The organism is Actinomadura sp. K4S16 (assembly GCF_008327685.1).
GTDB lineage: Bacteria > Actinomycetota > Actinomycetes > Streptosporangiales > Streptosporangiaceae > Spirillospora.
This window is the reverse complement of record NZ_BDDE01000016.1, coordinates 324,449-341,834: the sequence shown is the minus strand read 5'-3', so window position 1 is coordinate 341,834 and position 17,386 is coordinate 324,449. Positions and strand designations below refer to the sequence as shown.

The window sequence follows — 17,386 nt, the reverse complement described above, 5'->3', positions numbered from 1 at the left end:
TCGTTCGCGTGCATCCGGCTTCGCTGGGCCGCCGGGCGCGGCGGCGGTGACGCTCCCGGCACCGTCCGCTACCTCGAGTCTGCGGCTGGGCGGGGCCGTTCCCATCCAGCCGATCAGGGACAGACCTGTGGCCTGACCAGCAGTTCTTGCGCTCGTCCACGGCCCGGCGCCGGCCCGCGCGGACGGGGCGGCGGCCAAAGATCGCAAGCGTGCCTTCGGCGGCCCGGCGTCCGGCTACGGTGAGCGGACTACCTCTGGGAGAGCGGGAGCGCAGGGTGGCAGGCAACGAGCACGAATCGATCGTCCAGATCCGCGACGACGTCCCGGCGTCCGCCCGGGTGTACGGGTGGGCGCTGGGCGGCAAGGACAACTACCAGGTCGACCGCGACTTCGCGTTGAAGACCGCGCCGGCCTTCCCCGAGTCGATCGACATCACCCGGCAGAACCGGCTGTTCCTGTACCGGGCGGTGCGCTACCTGGCGGCCGAGGCCGGGATCCGGCAGTTCCTGGACATGGGGTGCGGGCTGCCGACCGACAACAACGTGCACCAGGTCGCCCAGCGGTTCGCGCCGGACGCCCGCGTCGTCTACGTCGACCACGACCCCATCGTGCTCGCGCACGCCCGCGCCCTGCTGGGCGGCGACGGGTCCACCGTCGTCATCACCGCCGACTTCCGCGATACGCAGGCCATCCTGGCCGAGCCCGAGGTCGAGCGCCTGATCGACTTCGACGAGCCGCTGGCGGTGCTGTTCCTGTCGGTCGGCCACCACCTGACCGACGCCGACGACCCGCGCGGGATCATCCGCACGGTCATGGACCGGGCGGTGCCCGGCAGCCACCTCGCGTTCTCCCAGATCGTGTGCTCCGACCCCGACCGCGCCGCTGACCTGGACGCCCGGATGAGCGCGGCCGGCATCCCGTGGCAGAACCGCAACCGCGACGAGGTCGACGCGCTCCTGAGCGACGGCCTGGAGCCGGTCGAGCCCGGCCTGGTCAACCTGATGCAGTGGCGGCCCGACCCCGACCAGCCGCCCCTGCCCCCCGTCCCGGAGGAGCTCACCCCTTTCGTCGGGGCCTCCAAGATGGGACGCGACTTCTGCGAGTACGGCGGCGTCCTCCGCAAGCCCTGAACGCCGGCGGAGAACGACCGGGCCCGGCCACCCGCGCGGGTGGCCGGGCCCGGTCGTCTCAGTCCAGGGCCAGCAGCAGGGCGGCGGACCAGCTGAAGTTGGTCGAGTTCAGCGGGGCGCCCGTCAGCGGGTTGTAGTTCTCCATGATCGGTCCGTCTCCGAGCAGGCCCGACGCCGAGCCGCGCAGGCGGTCGGCCAGAGCGGACGCGTCGGCGCGGTAGCCGTACCTCTCCAGGCCCTTCAGGGAGAAGTAGGCCTGGTCGAGCCAGACGGGGCCGCGCCAGTACTTCTCCGGGGCGAAGTACGGCGAGCTCTTCGACACCGTCGCGAACGGCATCGGGGTGGCGAACTCGTCCGGATCGATGAGCCTGCCGCGGACGGCGGCGGCCTGCGGGCCCGTCGCGACGCCCGCCCACAGCGGGATCGCGCCCTCGATGCCGCGGCCCCGGTCGGTGAGGCGCCGGCCCGACGCGAGGTCGGTGTCGTAGAAGAAGCCGGTCGCCGGGTCGTACATCGCCGTCCGGATCGCGGCGGTCAGCGTCCGCGCCTGCGCGGTCAGGCGCCGGGACGCCGCCCGGTCGCCGAACCGCCGCGCGATCGCCGCGAGGTACCCCTTCTCGGCGGCGAGGTAGGAGTTGAGGTCGACGGACTCCTGGTTCAGCGAGTAGCCGACGACCCGTCCGGCGGCGTCCCGGTTCTCCACGGCGGTGGTGCCGAGCGCGGCGTCGAAGCGCGGGGCGTTGTCCATGCCGCTTTCCCACGCGGCTGCCTGCCGCCGGGCCTCCGGCGTGTCGTTGGCCGGGTCGACGGTCGCGCCGTACTCGGCGAGGCCGTCGTGGTCGTGGTCCCGGTTGCGGTACCACCAGTCGTGGTAGGCGAGGAGCTTCGGGTACATCTCGCGCAGGAACCGGACGTCGCCGCTTCGCCGGTACGTCTCCCAGACCGCCCACGCGGCCAGCGGGGGCTTGGTGTTGCGCTCGTTCCAGTTGCCGCCCCCGCGGGCCGGGTCGTTGTAGAAGAGGCAGTCGGGGATCATGCCGGCGTCCTGCGGCCGGGTCCGCGAGGCCGCGGTGACCTGGTGGTCGAACATCGACCTGATCTGCGACTCGGCGAGCGCCGGGTCGAAACGGGCCACGCCGACCGCCTGCTTCCAGGTGTCCCAGGCCCAGAAGCCGCCGGTGAACCACTTGTAGGAGATCGACGGCGTGACGCCGCCGTGTTCGAGCCTCCCGGCCGGGCCGCGCCAGTTGGTGACGAGGGTTTCGAGCGCCTTGACCGCGAGGCGCCGCCGCCCGGCGGGCACGCCGTCGGTGACGTCCGCGACGTACCGGCGCCAGCGGGCGTCGGTGTCGCCGATCGCCTTACCGGGGCGGCGCAGCAGGTCGCGGACGAACCGGGCCTCCCGCTCGCGTTCGGCGGCGGTGAAGGTGTAGGTCTCGGCCCAGGTCAGCGTGGACGAGCCGCGCGGCGCGAGGGTGAGCGGCCGCACCAGGCCGGTGCGGTAGGAGTCGCCGGTGACGGTGGTGCGGACCGGCTCGGCGTGGGTCACCTCGAACCGCTCGGTGCCGTCGGTGAGGTAGTCCCACTGCTCGCGGACGCGGGCGAAGCCGACCTCGACTCCGCGCGGCGTGGCGCCCAGGGACGGCGCGCTCTTCATCGGCTCGTCGTCCGGGCGCAGGAGCGATCCGCTCCAGCCGACCTCCACCGTCCGGGTGCCGGACCCGGTGTTGGCGACGGACGCCCGGACGAGCGCGCTGTGCCCGGAGGCGAAGCGCAGTTCGAGGGTGAGCCGCAGGCCGGGGAGGTCGTAGACCTGGCGCAGCATCCCGGGCAGCGCGGTGAGCCGGGGCGCGCCGGCGGCGCCGAGGTCGAGGTCCCGGCCGTCCACGCGCAGGCTGATGCGGCTGAAGGCCTTGCTCAGCCACCACGGGTACTCCTGGGCGATGTAGAGCGGCCCGGAGAATCCGCCGTACGCGTCCTTGTCGCCTGGCCCTGGCAGGGCGTAGGCGTGCCAGGCGCCGCGGTCGCTGAACACGTTGACCTCGTTGACCTCCGCGGGCAGGGCGTTGGCCGGGACGCCGTGCATGTCGAGCACGTCGGCGTAGCCTTCCGGGCCCGTGGTCTCCGCGGCGGACGCCGGCACGGCGGTGGTGATGAGGGCGGAGCCGAGCGTCAGCCCGGCCAGGACGTTGCGCGATCGTTGCATGATCACCTCTCGGGGTGGGGGTGGGCCGTCCTGAGCACCGCCGCCCCGAGCGGGGGCAGCCGCAGCGCGTCCCGCACGGCGGCACCGGACAGGAGGTCGACGCCGTCCGGGACGGGCACGTCCGTCTCGGCGTCGCGATGGTTGAGCAGGAAGAGGTAGGACGCACCGGGCCCGTCGCGGCGGATCGCCTCGACCCCGGCCGGGACGTCGAGCACCGGCCGGACGCCGGCGTCGGCGAACGCCTCGTCCAGGACGTGGGCGATGCCGTCGTCCAGATGGCAGCTCACGTACCAGGCCCGGCCCGTGCCGTGCGCGTTGCGGGTGACGGCCGGGCGCCCGGCGAGCGCACCGGGGCCGTAGACGGCCGCGGTGTCCGCCCCGGCCGTCTCCAGCCACTCGCTCCAGAGCGTCGCCGGGAGCGTGCGGTCGCCGAACGCCACATCGACGGACGCGCCGTCCGGCACGGGCCAGAACTCGTCGACGACGACTCCGAGCACGTCCCGGAGCGGTGCCGGGTAGCCGCCCAGGTGCACATGGTCGTGGTCGTCGACGATGCCGCTGAAGAAGCCGCAGACCAGCCGGCCGCCGCCCGCGACGTACGAGCCGAGCCAGGCGGCCGTCGTGTCGCTCACCATGTAGAGGTTGGGCAGCAGCACGACCCGGTACGGCGCCAGATCAGCGCCCCGGGGGACGAAGTCGACGGTCACGTTGCGCAGGTACGCGGCCCCGTACCAGGACAGCGTCAGGTCCTTGAGCCGGAGCCGGGACGAGGGGTGGTCGTCCAGTTCCAGGGCCCACCAGGACTCCCAGTCCAGGACGATCGCGACATCGGCCGTGGTTCGGGTACCGGCGATCTCGGCGAGCCGCGCGAGGTCGCGGCCGAGGCGCACGGTCCGGTCCCATTGCGGCGAGCCCGTGCCGCGATGCGGCAGGAGCGCGCTGTGGAACTTCTCGGCCCCGGCGCGCGACGCCCGCCACTGGAAGTGCAGGACGCCGTCCGCGCCGCGCGCCACCGCCTGGAAGGACCACAGCCTGCCCAGCGCGGGCGGCTTCGGCACGTTGACCGGGCGCCAGCTCACCGCCGACGGCGCCTGCTCCATGAGCAGCCACGGCCGCCCGCCCTTCAGCGAGCGCATCAGGTCGAAGTTCATCGCGGCGTTCACGTGCGCCGCCGGGTCGGCCGGGTCGGGATAGGCGTCGTCGGACACGACGTCCTCGTGCGCCGCCCACTTCCAGTAGTCCAGCGGCTTGAACATCGACATGAAGTTCGTCGTCACCGGGAGGCCCCCGCCGTCCTCGTCCAGGACGGCCTTCTCCGCCAGGTAGCAGCCGAGCAGGGCGTCGGAGCAGAACCGGCGCCAGTCGAGCAGCTGTGTCGGGTTCACCGGTCCGGGCGCGGTGCGCGGCGGCTCGATCTCCTCCCACCGGCCGTAGCGCTGCGACCAGAAGTCGGTCGCCCAGGCGCGGTTCAGCTCCGCGACGCCGCCGTACCTCTCCCGTAGCCAGGACCGGAAGTCGGCCGCGGACGCCGCGCAGAAGCATTCGGTCACGTGGTCGCCGTACTCGTTGTGGACGTGCCAAAGCACGACCGCCGGGTGGTCGCGGTACCGCCGAGCGATCATCCGGGCCAGCCGCGCCGCCGACTCCCGGTAGACGGGCGAGGAGGGGCAGTAGTGCTGGCGGGAACCGAACTCCAGCCGCACCCCGTCCGCCGTGACGGGCAGGACCTCCGGATGGGCGCGCACCAGCCACGCGGGCGGCGACGCGGTGGCGGTGGCGAGATCGGCGGCCACGCCGTGCGCGGCGAGCAGGTCCAGCAGCCGGTCGAGCCACCCGAAGTCCCATTCGTCCGGGCCGGGTTGCAGCCGCGCCCACGAGAACACGCCGACCGTGACCAGGTTGACCCCGGCCTTGTTCATCAGCCGGACGTCCTCCGCCCAGACCTCCTCGGACCACTGCTCGGGGTTGTAGTCCCCGCCATAAAGCAGCCCCCGCACCCGAATCATCCTTTAACCGCCCCTCCTAGGAGCCCGGAAACGAACTGCTTCTGGAACAGGAAGAAGATGGCCATCAGCGGGAGCGTCGCCAGGAAGGAGCCGAGGATCAGGCCCGTGTAGTCGACGTGGCTCTGGCCGATGAGCGTGTACAGCGCGACCGGCGCGGTGTACTTGTCCTCGGTGTTCAGCATCAGCAGCGGCCACAGGAAGGCGTTCCACTGCGTCATGAAGGTGAAGATGACAAGCGCGCCGAACTGGGGCCTGACCACCGGCAGGACGACCCGGTAGAAGATGTGCAGGTCGCCCGCGCCGTCGATGCGGGCCGACTCGATCAGCTCGTCCGGGAAGCCGAGGAACGCCTGGCGCATCAGGAAGATGCCGAACGAGTTGGCCAGGAACGGCAGGATCACCGCCTGGTAGGTGTCGACCCATCCGAGGCTCGCCATCATCTGGAACAGCGGGACGAGCAGGACCTGGAACGGGATCATCATGGTCGCCAGCACCGCGCCGAGCAGCAGCCGCCGTCCCCGGAACCGGTACTTGGCCAGCGCGTACCCGCACATGGCGGAGACCAGCGAGCTGAGAACCGTGTAGACGACGGCGACGCCCGCGCTGTTGAGCATGACCCGGCCGAAGCCGATGCTGTGCTCCAGTTCCACCAGGTTGCGCAGGAAGCGCCCGCCAGGCAGGAACGGCGGCGGGGACGCGAACAGCTCGGAGTCGTCGCGGGTGGAGGCGACCACCATCCAGTAGAACGGCGCCGCGCTGACGACCGCGCCGGCCAGGAGCAGCAGCGAGGCGAGCACCCGGCCCGCCCTGGGACGGCCCTTTCCTCGGGCGGCGGGGCTCACCGGGACGCCTCCTTCCCGAAGAAGCGGAACTGGGCGTAGGAGATCAGCCCGATGACCGCGACGACGACCCAGGAGATGGCGGCCGCGTAGCCGAAGTCGAGCTGCTCGAAGCCGACCTTGTACAGGTAGAGGACGGGCGTGGTGGTGGCGTTGCCGGGTCCGCCGCCGGTCAGCACGTAGTTCTCGTCGAAGAGCTGGAGCGTTCCGATCGTCGAGGTCACCGAGCAGAACAGGATGACGGGGCGCAGCTGCGGCATGACCACCCGGACGAAGGTGGTGACGGCTCCGGCGCCGTCGATGGCGGCCGCCTCGTACTGCTCCCGGCCGATCGCCTGGAGCCCGGCGAGCAGGATGACCGCGTTGTAGCCCGTCCACCGCCAGGTGATCGAGCCGATCAGCGCCAGCCGCGCCCAGCCGGGGCCGTTCAGCCAGTCGACGGCGGGCAGGCCCACCGCGTCGAGCAGCTGGTTCACCAGGCCGCCGTCGGTCTTGAGCAGGACGCGGAACACCACCGAGTAGGCGACCAGCATCGTGACGGCGGGCAGGAAGTAGGCGATGCGGAAGCCCGAGCGGAGCCGCAGCCAGGACTGGTTCAGCCCGAACGCCAGCAGCAGCGCCAGCCCGATCATGACCGGGACCTGGACGAGCAGGATCAGGCCGGTGTTGCGCAGCGCCGCCCAGAAGACCGGGTCCGCCGCCATGCGGCGGTACTGCGCGAGCCCTACCCAGGTCGTCACGCCGTCGCGGTCGGCGGTGAAGCTCTGGTAGAGGCCGGCCAGCAGCGGATAGGCGAAGAAGAACGCCAGCAGCGCCGCCGCCGGGCCCGCGAAGACCCACGGCGTGGTCCGGCGGCGCCACCGCTCCCGCCACCGGGGCGGCGGCGCGTCCGGCCGGTCCGCCGAGGCGGCTCCGGCCTTCCGTTTCGTCACGTCGGCGGCCACGGCGTCACCCGGCGATCGGCCGGCCGGTCGCGGCGGCGATCTGCTTGGCCGCCGAGCCCAGGGCCTTCGCCGGGTCGTCCCCGTGCAGCACGATTCCGGAGACGGTGCGGAGGACGACGTCCCGCGCCTTGGGGGCGTCCTTGGTGATCTCGATCGGCGGGACCTTGTTCGCGAGGTCGGCGAACGTCGCGAAGACGGGCCGGTCCCCGTAGTAGGGCTGCGGCGCGGTGACGAACGGGTCCTTCAGCGCGGGCAGGTAGGCGGGGAACAGGCCCTCGTTCTTCAGCATGGACACCTGGTTGGCGGTGTCGGCGAGGGCGAACTCGATGAACGCCCACGCCGCCCGCGCGTTCGCGCTGCGGCCGCTGACCGCGAGCGTCGACCCGCCGTCGTTGGACGTCCGCACCCCGCCCTGGTCGAACGCGGGCAGCGGCACGACCCCGAACTTGCCCTTCAGCTCGGGCATCTCGTCGGTGAGAGTGCCCGACCACCAAACCGCGTAGGGGGTGGTGGCGACCTTGCCCGCCTTGGTCGCGGAGACGAGGCCGTCCCAGCCCTTCTCGAAGGCGATGAGGTCCTTGTCGGCGAGCGTCTTGAGCAGTGTCGCGGCGCGGACGGCCTCTCGGTCCGCCACGGCGACCTTCCCGTCGCGGATGTACCCCTGCCCCTGCTGCTGGAGCAGCATCGGGAACATGCTGTCCTCCTGCGGGTCCATGACGAGGAGCTTCTTGCCGGTCCTGGCCTTGATCTGCTCGCCGGCGCGGACGTAGTCGTCCCAGGTCGCGATGCCCGCCGGGTCGACGCCGGCCTTCTCGAACATGTCGGTGCGGTAGTAGAGGGCGCAGGGCCCGCCGTCCCAGGGCAGGGCGAAGACCTTGCCGTGGCCGTCGGTGACGTCCTTCCACGCCGCGCGGGCGAACTCGGCCTCGCGGGCGCCGGCGAGGGGCGTCAGGTCGTACAGCCCGCCCGGGAAGGCGCCGATGTAGCCGGGCAGCCGCGTGCCCTCGATGGTGAGGACGTCGGGCAGGCCCTTCCCCGACTTCAGCCCCACGGTGATCTTGTCGTAGGCGTTGTCGTAGCCGATGTCGACGACGTCGACGCTGGTCCCGGGATGGCGCTGCTCGAAGGCGGGGGCGAGCCGCTTCAGCGCCTTCGCCGCGACGTCCCACGACCAGACGCTGACCTTCCCTTCGATCTTGGCCTGTGCGCCCGCGCTGAGCGCGGGCCCGGCCTTCTTCGCGCCGCCTCCGGTGGCGCAGCCGCTCGCGCCGAGCAGCGCCGAGACGGCTCCGGCGACTCCGGCGGTCAGGACGGTCCGGCGTCCGATGATCGACCGTTCGGGGTTGGTCGCCATCTTGCCTCCCCAGGAGATTCGGGATAATTCTGTATACAGCACACTGCATCATGTGTTTTCGTCAAGAGGGTGAGGCAAGGAATGTGAAGGAGAGCGAGATGAACGCGCACCCCTACATCCCGAACTCGGCGCCGGCGGTGCGGCGGGCGATGCTGGCGGCGATCGGGGCGCAGAGCGTCGAGGACTTCTACGCGGACGTGCCCGGCCGCATCCGGCTGGACCGCCCGCTGGACCTGCCGCCGCCGCTGCGCTCCGAGGCCGAGCTGGTCCGGCACGTCGGCGGGCTGCTGCGGCGCAACACCAGCGCCCAGGAGTCGCTGAGCTTCCTCGGCGCCGGGTGCTACCACCACCACGTGCCCGCGGTGGTCGACGAGGTGGTCAACCGGAGCGAGTTCCTCACCGCGTACGCGGGCGAGCCGTACGAGGACCACGGCCGCTTCCAGGCGCTCTGGGAGTACCAGTCGCTGATGGGCGAGCTGCTGGAGATGGACGTCGTGAGCGTGCCGGTGTACGACGGCCACCAGGCCGCCGCCACCGCGCTGCGCATGGCGGGGCGGATCACCGGCGCCCGGCGGCTGCTGCTGGTGACGGCCGTGGACCCGGACAAGCTGTCCAAGATCCAGGACTATGTGCGTCCCGTCCACGAGGTGGTGCTCGTGCCGGTGGACCCCGCGACCGGGCTGGCCGACCCGGCCGCCGTGCGGGCGGAGCTCGCGGCCGGGGACGTCGCGGCGGTGTTCGCGGAGGCGCCCTCGGCGTCCGGGATCCTGGATCCGGCGCTGCCGTCGCTGGCCGAGATCGCGCACGAGGCCGGGGCCCAGTACGTCGTCGGCTGCAACCCCATCTCCCTGGGGGTGGTGACCCCGCCGGCGGAGTACGGCGCCGACATCGTCTGCGGCGACGTCCAGCCGCTCGGGCTGCCCATGAGCTACGGCGGGATGAACGGCGGCTTCATCGCGACGCGGGACGAGGAGCTCTACGTGGGCGAGTTCCCCTCCCGGCTGTTCGGCCTGGCGCCCACCAGTGTCGAGGGCGAATACGGCTTCGGGGACGTGGCCTACGAGCGCACCTCCTTCGCCGTCCGCGAGGAGGGCAAGGAGTGGGTGGGCACCGCCGCCGCACTGAACGGCATCGCCGCCGGGGTCTTCCTGGCGCTGATGGGCCCGCAGGGCATGCGCGAGGTCGCGGAGACGATCCTGGCGAACACCCGGTACGCGCTGGACCGGCTCGCCCAGGTGCCCGGCGTCGAGGCCCCCTACGCGGACGCGCCCCACTTCGCCGACTTCACCCTCCGCTTCACCGGTTCGCGCTCCGCCGCCGAGGTCGGCGACGCGCTGCTGGACCACGGGATCTTCGGCGGCAGGGTCCTGTCCGGGACCGACGCGCTGTACTGCGTCACCGAGATCCACACCAAGGACGACATCGACCGGCTGGCCGAGACCCTCCAGGAGATCGCCAAGTGAAGACGGGCCCGACCCCCTCCCCCCTCGCCCCCGCCGACGCGAAGATCGGGCCGAAGCCCCCGCTGCGCCGGTTCCACCAGGCCCGCTGGGACGAGCCGCTGCTGTTCGAGCTGGGCTCCCCGGGTGAGCGCGGCGTGCTGCCGCCCGCGCCGGGGGTGCCCGCGGACGTCGTCCTCCCGGACGGGCTGCGCCGCGCCGCGCCGCCCGCGCTGCCGGAGCTGTCGCAGCCCCAGGTGCTCCGGCACTACCTGCGGCTGTCGCAGGAGAACCTCGGCGCCGACCTCAACGTCGACGTCGGCCAGGGCACCTGCACCATGAAGTACAGCCCCAAGGTCAACGACCGGTTCGTCCGCGACCCGAAGGTGGCCGGGCTCCACCCGCTGCAGGACGAGCGGACCGTGCAGGGCGTCCTGGAGATCATGTACCGGCTGGAGGGGCTGCTGCGCGAGATCTCCGGCATGGACCGGTTCACGCTCCAGCCGGGCGCCGGCTCCGCCGCGATCTACACCAACGTCGCGATGATCCGCGCCTACTTCGCGGCGCGCGGGGAGGCCGAGACCCGCGACGAGGTCATCACCACGATCTTCTCGCACCCCTCCAACGCGGCCTGCGCGAAGACGGCCGGGTTCAAGGTCATCACCCTGTACCCGGACGCCGACGGCTACCCCGACATCGAGGCGCTCAGGCGGGCCGTCGGCCCCCGCACCGCGGCCCTGCTCATCACCAACCCCGAGGACACCGGGCTGTTCAACCCGCGGATCGAGGAGTTCGTCCGGATCGTGCACGAGGCCGGCGGTCTGTGCGCCTACGACCAGGCCAACGCCAACGGCATCCTCGGGATCACCCGCGCCCGCGACACCGGGTTCGACCTGTGCCACTTCAACCTGCACAAGACGTTCTCCACGCCGCACGCCTGCGGCGGGCCCGCCGCGGGCGCCTGCGGCGTGACCGCGGAGCTCGCCCCCTACCTGCCGACGCCGACCGTCGAGTTCGACGGCACCCGCTACCGCCTGGACGACGACCGGCCCGAGTCGATCGGGAAGATCCGGCCGTTCTACGGCGTCGTGCCGAACCTGGTCCGCGCCTACGCCTGGATCATGTCACTGGGCGGGGAGGGGCTGCGCGAGGCCGCGGAGACGGCCGTCCTCAACAACAACTACCTGATGGCGAAGGTGCTCCAGATCCGCGGGGCGTCGGTGCCGTACGCGCCGGGACGGCCGCGGATCGAGCAGGTCCGCTACAGCTGGGAGCGGCTCGCCGAGGAGACCGGCGTGCACAGCGGGGACATCGGCCTCCGCGCGGCCGACTTCGGCACCCACTACTGGACGAGCCACCACCCGTACATCGTCCCCGAGCCGATGACGCTGGAGCCGACCGAGTCCTACTCCAGGGCCGACCTCGACGAGTACGCCGCCATCCTCGCCGAGGTCGCCCGGGAGGCCTACGAGGACCCGGAGACCGTCCGGACCGCGCCGCACCGCTCCACCGTGCACCGCGCCCGCGAGGACGTCCTGGACGACCCGGCCACCTGGGCGGTCACCTGGCGCGCCTACCGCCGGAAGGTCCTCGGGGAATGAGGGCGCCGCGATGAGGGTCGGGCTGGTGGTGAACCCGGTCGCCGGGCTCGGCGGCCGGGTCGGGCTCAAGGGCAGCGACGGCGCCGACGTCCAGGAGAAGGCCCGCGCGCTCGGCGCGACGCCGCGCGCGTCGCGCCGCGCCGAGGTCGCGCTGGCGGAACTGCGCTCCCGGCTCGGCGGCCCGTTCACGGTGCCGACCGCGGGCGGGCCCATGGGAGAGGACGCCGTCGCGGGCGCCGGGCTGGTCCCCGACGTCCGGTACGAGCCCGGCGAGCCGACCGCGGCGGCCGACACCGTGCGCGCCGCGGCGGCGCTCGCGCCGCACGTCGACCTGCTGCTGTTCGCGGGCGGCGACGGGACGGCGCGCGACGTGCTGGACGCGGTCGGCTCCGCGGTCCCCGTGCTCGGCGTGCCCACCGGCGTGAAGATGCACTCGGCGGTGTTCGGGGCCACCCCTCGCGCCGCCGGGGAGGCGGCCGCCCTGATGGCCGCGGGCGGCGTGCGGATCCGGGACGCCGAGGTGATGGACCTGGACGAGGACGCCGTCCGGGACGGCCGGGTCTCCGCGCGCCTGTACGGACACCTGCGGGTGCCCGACATACCGGTGCGCATCCAGCAGCGGAAGGTGGGCGGCACGGTCGCCGACCCGTCGTCGGTGTCCGGCATCGCCGCGGGCCTCGCGGAACGCGCCGGGCCGTCCGATCTGCTGGTGCTCGGGCCCGGCACGACCATGCGCGCCGTGGCGGCCGCCCTCGGCGCCGACGTCCCCCTGATGGGCGTCAACGTGCTGGGGGCCGGCGGGACCGTCGTCGCGGCGGACGTCTCCGCCGCCGAACTGGAGGCGCTGGTGGAGACCGCCCCGGCGTGGATAGCCGTGACTCCGATCGGCGGGCAGGGTTTCCTGTTCGGCAGGGGCAACCAGCAGATCTCACCCGCCGTGCTGCGCGCGGCCGGCCGCGACCGGCTCGCGGTGGTGGCGACCGACGCCAAGCTCGCCTCGCTCGGCGGCCGGCCCCTGATGGTCGACACCGGCGACGAGGACCTCGACGCCGACCTGCGCGGCCACCTGCCCGTGCTCACCGGCCACGGCCGGTTCGCCATGTACCCCGTCCGATGACCGCCCGAGGAAAGGCAGCGCGAACGTGAACTCACTCGAAGGCAAGACCGCCGTGGTCACCGGGGCCGCGGGCGGCATCGGCCGGGCCGCCGCCGAGCTGATGGCCGGGCTCGGCGCCGCGGTCGTCCTGGCCGACGTCGACCCGGCGGGGGCGGAGGCGGCGTCCGCGATCGGGGCCGCGGGCGGCCGCGCCGCGTTCGTGCGCGGGGACGTCTCCGCCGCGGCCGACTGCGAGCGGATCGTCGCCGCCGCGCGGGACGCCTACGGCGGGGTGGACGTCCTGTTCAACAACGCGGGCATCATCCGCCGCTCCACCGTCCTGGAGATCGCAGAAGACGACTGGGACCTCGTGATGGCCGTCAACGTCAGATCGATCATGTTGATGAGCCGGGCAGCGATACCGTTGATGGCCGCCGCCGGGGGCGGCAGTATCATCAACACCGGCTCCGGCTGGGGCATTCAGGGGGGAGCGCGGGCGGTGTCCTACTGCGCCTCCAAGGGGGCCGTGGTGAACATGACCCGGGCCATGGCGATCGACCACGGGCCGCAGAACATCCGGGTCAACTGCGTGTGCCCCGGCGACACCGACACCGGCATGCTCGCCGAGGAGGCCCGCCAGCTCGGCGAGCCGGCGGAGGCGTTCTACGCCGACGCGGCGGACCGCCCCCTCGGCCGGATCGGCAGGCCCGCCGACATCGCGGCGATGGTGGCGTTCCTCGCGGGCGACCATGCCTCGTTCGTCAGCGGAGCGGTCATCCCGGTCGACGGCGCGGGCACGGCCTGACCGTCCGGTCACCCCAGGAGAGGAAGACGACAGCATGCCGATCGACCGCCGCCCCCTGCGCGAACAGATCAAGGACGAGATCCTCGACCGGCTGGGCAAGGGCGAGTTCGCCCCCGAACAGGCGATCAACGAGATGGTGCTGGCCGCCGACCTCGGCGTCAGCCGCACCCCGCTCCGCGAGGCGCTGATCGGGCTGGAGCGCGAGGGCATCATCGTGAGCGAGCGCGGCAAGGGGTTCCGGTTCGCGCCGATGAGCCCCAAGGAGTTCGACGACCTCACCACGATCGTCGCCGCGCTGGAGTCGCTGGCGCTGGAGCTGACCGACCCCGAGTTCCTGCGCACCGTCGCCCCCCGGCTGCTGGAGGAGGCCCGCGCGTTCTCCGTCCCCGAGGCGGAGCACGCGGTGATAGAGCGCTACGACGACGCCTGGCACGACCTTCTGCTCTCGGGCTGCCCGAACGAGCGCCTGATGGACCTCATCACCTCCCTCAAGCTCACCATGCACCGCTACGAGCGCGTCGTGGTGGGCGACTGGGAGGTGCTGGAGCGCTCGGCCGAGGAGCACGAGCGGATCGCCGAGCGCCTGGTCGCCTCGGACGTCGAGGGGGCCGTCGAGGCCCTGAAGGCCAACTGGCAGAGCGGCAAGGACCGGATCCTCGCCCGCCTCACCGAGCGATGACGAATGCAATACCATATTTCACCTGCAGTCTTCTGCTCCCTGCCCACCCGTCACCGAGGCCCGGGGGTCGCGAACCCGATGCTGAACCTGCCCTCGCTCGGCCCGCGGAAGAGCGTCCGGGTCCAGATCGCCCACGCGCTGCGCGCGGCGATCGTCAGCGGTGAGATGCGCTCCGGCGTCGTCTACTCGGCCCCGGCCATCGCCGAGCGGTTCGGGGTGTCGCCGACCCCCGTCCGGGAGGCCATGATCGACCTGGCCCGGGAGGGGCTGGTCGAGGTCGTCCGCAACAAGGGCTTCCGGGTCAGCGAGCTGTCCGACCACGAGCTGGACGAGATCACCGACGTCCGGGCGCTGATCGAGATCCCCGCCGTCGTGCGGGTCGCGCGGGCCGGCCGGGCCGCGGAGGTCCGCGCGCTGCGGCCGCTCGCCGAGGAGATCGTCGCGGCGGCCGAGAAGCGGGACGTGCTCGCCTACATCGACGCCGACCACCGCTTCCACCTCGCCCTGCTCGGGCTCGGCGGCAACGCCCAGCTCGTCCGGCTGGTGAGCGAGCTGCGCTACAAGTCGCGGCTCTACGGCGTGCCGACGCTGGCGGAGCGGGGCGAGCTCGAACCGTCCGCGCGCGAGCACGAGGAGCTGATCGAGGCGGTGGCGAGCGGCGACGCGCGGGCCACCGAGGCGCTCATGCGCCACCACCTGCGGCACGTCCGCGGGATCTGGGCCGACCGGCCCGAGGGCCGGTGACGGCGCCCGCTCAGCACAGGTCCCACGACGGCACCGGCCCGGGCGGCGGCGGTGACAGAAGGGCCGCCGACCCCTCCGGCAGCGGAAGGGTGAAATAGACCGCCTTGCCGGAGACCGGGCTCGGACCGAGCCGGGCTCGGGCGGGGCGGACGCCCCAGCGTCCACCCGCCTCTCCGGTGAGCGCGTTCACGAGCAGCAGGCCGCGGCCGCCGCAGGCGTCCGAGGGCCCGCCACCGAGCAGGGCGTCGGTGTCCGCCGGTCCGGTGGCGCCCGGACCGCGCCAGGGTCCGGCGTCGAACACCTCGAAGGTGAGCCGCAGGGAGGGACGGCGGGCGAGATGCGCCCACACCTCGGCGCGCTCCCGGTCGCCGTGCACGACGGCGTTGGTGGCGAGCTCGGAGATGACCGTCTGGGCGTCGCGGACGGCGGCCGAGGGCAGGCCCAGTTCACCGAGCACCGACCGGGCGATGGAGCGCGCGACCGCCGCCGCCTTGGGACTGGGCGGCAGAGGCCATGCCCGGAAGGCGCCGGCGGCCGGTTCCGCACCCGCCATCTCCGCTGTCTGCGACTGTTCCGGCATAAGCGATCGCTTTCCACGAGAATTTCCCGGGGGCGCGTTCGGCCCCCAGGAGAGGCAAAGGGGTGAGAAGGGCTCTCCTGGAGGCCGACGAGACGGGGTCTCCCTTCTTCCATCCGCGCGATCACGGCCCAGAAGACCGAGGGTGAGGGGCCGCTGATACCGGATCGCCTACCTTTGTGGAGGAGTACGGGAATTATTGCGGCCGGTCCGAGTCGGACGTCATCGGCTGATGCATAATTTCCAGCTATGGATCTCGACATCAGTCACCTTCGCATGGTGTGCGCGATGGCGGAGACCGGGAGCGTCACCCGGGCGGCGGCCCGGATGGGGATGTCCCAGCCGGCGATGTCGAACCAGCTCCGCCGGGTCGAGGAGATCGTCGGCGGGGCGCTGTTCACCCGCAGCCGGTCCGGCCTGGAGCCGACCCCGCTCGGGAGCCAGGTCATCAGCCGGGCGCGGACGATCCTGTCGGAGATGGACACCCTGTTCGGCGACCTGCGCGGACCGCGCGGCCCGCAGGAGGCCCTCGGCCTCGGGTGCGTCCATCTCGCCTGCGTGGGGAGCATCGTCGCGCGGGTCGGCGAGGCGCTGCCCGACCGCGAGATCTCGCTGCGCATCGAGCCCTCCTCCGCCCTGCTGGGCGACGCCCTCGCCCGCGGCCATCTCGACGCGGCGCTGCTCGGGCTCATGGAGGGGTTCGACATCCCGCTGGCGGCGCCGGTGGTCACCCGCACCCTGGTGCCGCGCTACCCGATCTTCGTCACCCTGTCCGCGAACCACCCGCTCGCCGACAGGGACGAGATCGACCTGTTCGACCTGCGCGACGAGTCGTGGGTGGCCCCGCCGGGCGCCGACGACGGCTCGCTGTCGTCCCTGCGGGCCTCGTGCCGCGCCGCCGGCTTCGAGCCGATCGTGCGCTACGAGGCGCCGAGCGGGTCGGCGTGCCCGCTGGTCGCGGCGGGGCACGGCGTCCGGCTGGTGGACCCGTCCTGGCCGCCGCAGCCCGGCACGGTCGTGCGGCCCCTCGCCGGGGAGCCGCAGGTCGGCAGGCTCATCGTGGCCTGGCGCCGCGACCGCCTGGGCGAGGAGGAGGCCGCGGCCCTCTACCGGGGGCTGGCGGCCGCCTACGTGGAGCACACCGACGCCCACCCGGCCTTCGGCGCCTGGTGGCACGCCCATCCCCAGGTCCACCCGCTGGTCTGAGCCCGCGGATGTGATCATGCCGAGCCGGGGCGGGACGCCGGGCTCCGGGCCGTCTACGTGGCGGTATTCTGATCGTGGGTGAGGAGGGCGTATGGATCCGGTGGCCGATGCCATGGTCGGGCTGCCGGACCTCGGCGGCCAGAGCAGTCTGCGCGGTCAGGTGGCCGAGGCGCTGCGCAAGGCGCTGGCGACGGGCACGCTGCGCTCGGGCGTCGTGTACTCCGCCCCCGCCCTGGCGGACGAGTTCGGGATCTCCCCCACTCCGGTCCGCGAAGCCATGATCGACCTGGTCCGGGACGGCCTGTTCGAGGCCGTGCGCAACCGGGGCTTCCGCGTCGTGCGGCCGTCCGCCCGCGACCTCGCCGAACTCACCGAGATCAGGGAACTGGTCGAGGTCCCCGCCGTCGCCCGGCTGGCCGGCGCCGTTCCCGAGGCGGCCCGCCCGCGGCTGCGCGCCCTCGCCGAGGAGGCCCTCGCGGCCGCGCGGGAAGGCGACCCGATCGGCTTCCTCGACGCCGACCACCGGTTCCACTCGGGACTGCTCGAACTCACCGGCAACCGGACGCTGGTCCAGACGATCCTCGACCTGCGCGGCCGCTCGCAGATGCACGGCCTCATCCGTCCGGCCTCGACGGAGACCCTGGTGGCGTCGGCGGAGGAGCACCTCGCCCTGCTGGACGCGCTGGTCGCCGGCGACGCCGAGGAGGCGCGGGAGCTCATGACGCGCCACCTCGACCACGTGCGGGGCGACCACCGCTGA

The 17,386-nt window shown here is 72.9% G+C and carries 15 protein-coding genes; 9 read left to right on the top strand and 6 right to left on the bottom strand.

The window, feature by feature from the left end; all coding sequences use genetic code 11:
• Positions 1-275: 275 nt before the first annotated feature.
• Positions 276-1,130 carry an SAM-dependent methyltransferase gene (locus K4S16_RS25420; RefSeq protein WP_149261531.1) on the top strand — a complete coding sequence of 285 codons (855 nt, stop codon included), beginning with the start codon at positions 276-278 and terminating at the stop codon, positions 1,128-1,130.
• 58 nt (positions 1,131-1,188) lie between these two features.
• Here K4S16_RS25420 and K4S16_RS25415 read toward each other — a convergent pair whose 3' ends face one another.
• From K4S16_RS25415 to K4S16_RS25395, 5 genes are read right to left on the bottom strand one after another with little or no spacing between them, the layout of a single operon-like run.
• Positions 1,189-3,336, bottom strand: a complete 2,148-nt coding sequence (locus K4S16_RS25415; protein ID WP_149261530.1) for a trehalase family glycosidase — start codon at positions 3,334-3,336, stop codon at positions 1,189-1,191.
• Between the two features lie 2 nt (positions 3,337-3,338).
• On the bottom strand, positions 3,339-5,342 hold the full coding sequence (locus K4S16_RS25410; RefSeq protein ID WP_149261529.1) for a beta-galactosidase: 2,004 nt from the start codon (positions 5,340-5,342) through the stop codon (positions 3,339-3,341).
• Positions 5,339-6,184, bottom strand: a complete 846-nt coding sequence (locus K4S16_RS25405; RefSeq protein WP_200842101.1) for a carbohydrate ABC transporter permease — start codon at positions 6,182-6,184, stop codon at positions 5,339-5,341. The genes K4S16_RS25410 and K4S16_RS25405 overlap by 4 nt, the downstream gene beginning before the upstream one ends.
• On the bottom strand, positions 6,181-7,125 hold the full coding sequence (locus K4S16_RS25400) for a carbohydrate ABC transporter permease (RefSeq protein ID WP_200842100.1): 945 nt from the start codon (positions 7,123-7,125) through the stop codon (positions 6,181-6,183). The genes K4S16_RS25405 and K4S16_RS25400 overlap by 4 nt, the downstream gene beginning before the upstream one ends.
• Before the next feature lie 4 nt (positions 7,126-7,129).
• The gene (locus tag K4S16_RS25395; RefSeq protein ID WP_149261528.1) at positions 7,130-8,479 is read right to left on the bottom strand and encodes an ABC transporter substrate-binding protein; all 1,350 of its coding nucleotides are present in this window, start codon (positions 8,477-8,479) and stop codon (positions 7,130-7,132) included.
• 98 nt (positions 8,480-8,577) lie between these two features.
• Here K4S16_RS25395 and gcvPA point away from each other — a divergent pair, with 98 nt between their 5' ends.
• The 6 genes from gcvPA to K4S16_RS25365 all read left to right on the top strand — a co-directional run bounded on the left by gcvPA (position 8,578) and on the right by K4S16_RS25365 (position 14,843).
• Positions 8,578-9,942 carry an aminomethyl-transferring glycine dehydrogenase subunit GcvPA gene (gene gcvPA, locus K4S16_RS25390; RefSeq protein WP_200842099.1) on the top strand — a complete coding sequence of 455 codons (1,365 nt, stop codon included), beginning with the start codon at positions 8,578-8,580 and terminating at the stop codon, positions 9,940-9,942.
• Entirely contained in the window at positions 9,939-11,519 is a 1,581-nt protein-coding gene (gene gcvPB / locus K4S16_RS25385; RefSeq protein WP_200842098.1) for an aminomethyl-transferring glycine dehydrogenase subunit GcvPB, read from the top strand. Before gcvPA ends, gcvPB begins: the two co-directional genes overlap by 4 nt.
• A gap of 10 nt (positions 11,520-11,529) precedes the next feature.
• Positions 11,530-12,636, top strand: a complete 1,107-nt coding sequence (locus K4S16_RS25380) for an ATP-NAD kinase family protein (RefSeq protein ID WP_149261526.1) — start codon at positions 11,530-11,532, stop codon at positions 12,634-12,636.
• Between the two features lie 25 nt (positions 12,637-12,661).
• Complete coding sequence (locus K4S16_RS25375) at positions 12,662-13,420, top strand: SDR family NAD(P)-dependent oxidoreductase (RefSeq protein WP_149261525.1); 759 nt, start codon at positions 12,662-12,664, stop codon at positions 13,418-13,420.
• 34 nt (positions 13,421-13,454) lie between these two features.
• Positions 13,455-14,099 carry a GntR family transcriptional regulator gene (locus K4S16_RS25370; RefSeq protein WP_149261524.1) on the top strand — a complete coding sequence of 215 codons (645 nt, stop codon included), beginning with the start codon at positions 13,455-13,457 and terminating at the stop codon, positions 14,097-14,099.
• 78 nt (positions 14,100-14,177) lie between these two features.
• Positions 14,178-14,843: a GntR family transcriptional regulator gene (locus K4S16_RS25365; RefSeq protein ID WP_149261523.1), complete on the top strand. Its 666-nt coding sequence runs from the start codon at positions 14,178-14,180 to the stop codon at positions 14,841-14,843.
• A gap of 10 nt (positions 14,844-14,853) precedes the next feature.
• Here K4S16_RS25365 and K4S16_RS25360 read toward each other — a convergent pair whose 3' ends face one another.
• Positions 14,854-15,396, bottom strand: a complete 543-nt coding sequence (locus tag K4S16_RS25360) for an ATP-binding protein (RefSeq protein WP_160161023.1) — start codon at positions 15,394-15,396, stop codon at positions 14,854-14,856.
• Between the two features lie 273 nt (positions 15,397-15,669).
• Between K4S16_RS25360 and K4S16_RS25355 the strand changes: the two genes are divergently transcribed.
• Positions 15,670-16,626, top strand: a complete 957-nt coding sequence (locus K4S16_RS25355) for a LysR family transcriptional regulator (RefSeq protein WP_149261521.1) — start codon at positions 15,670-15,672, stop codon at positions 16,624-16,626.
• 91 nt (positions 16,627-16,717) lie between these two features.
• Positions 16,718-17,386, top strand: coding sequence for a GntR family transcriptional regulator (locus K4S16_RS25350; protein ID WP_149261520.1), 669 nt, complete (start codon positions 16,718-16,720; stop codon positions 17,384-17,386).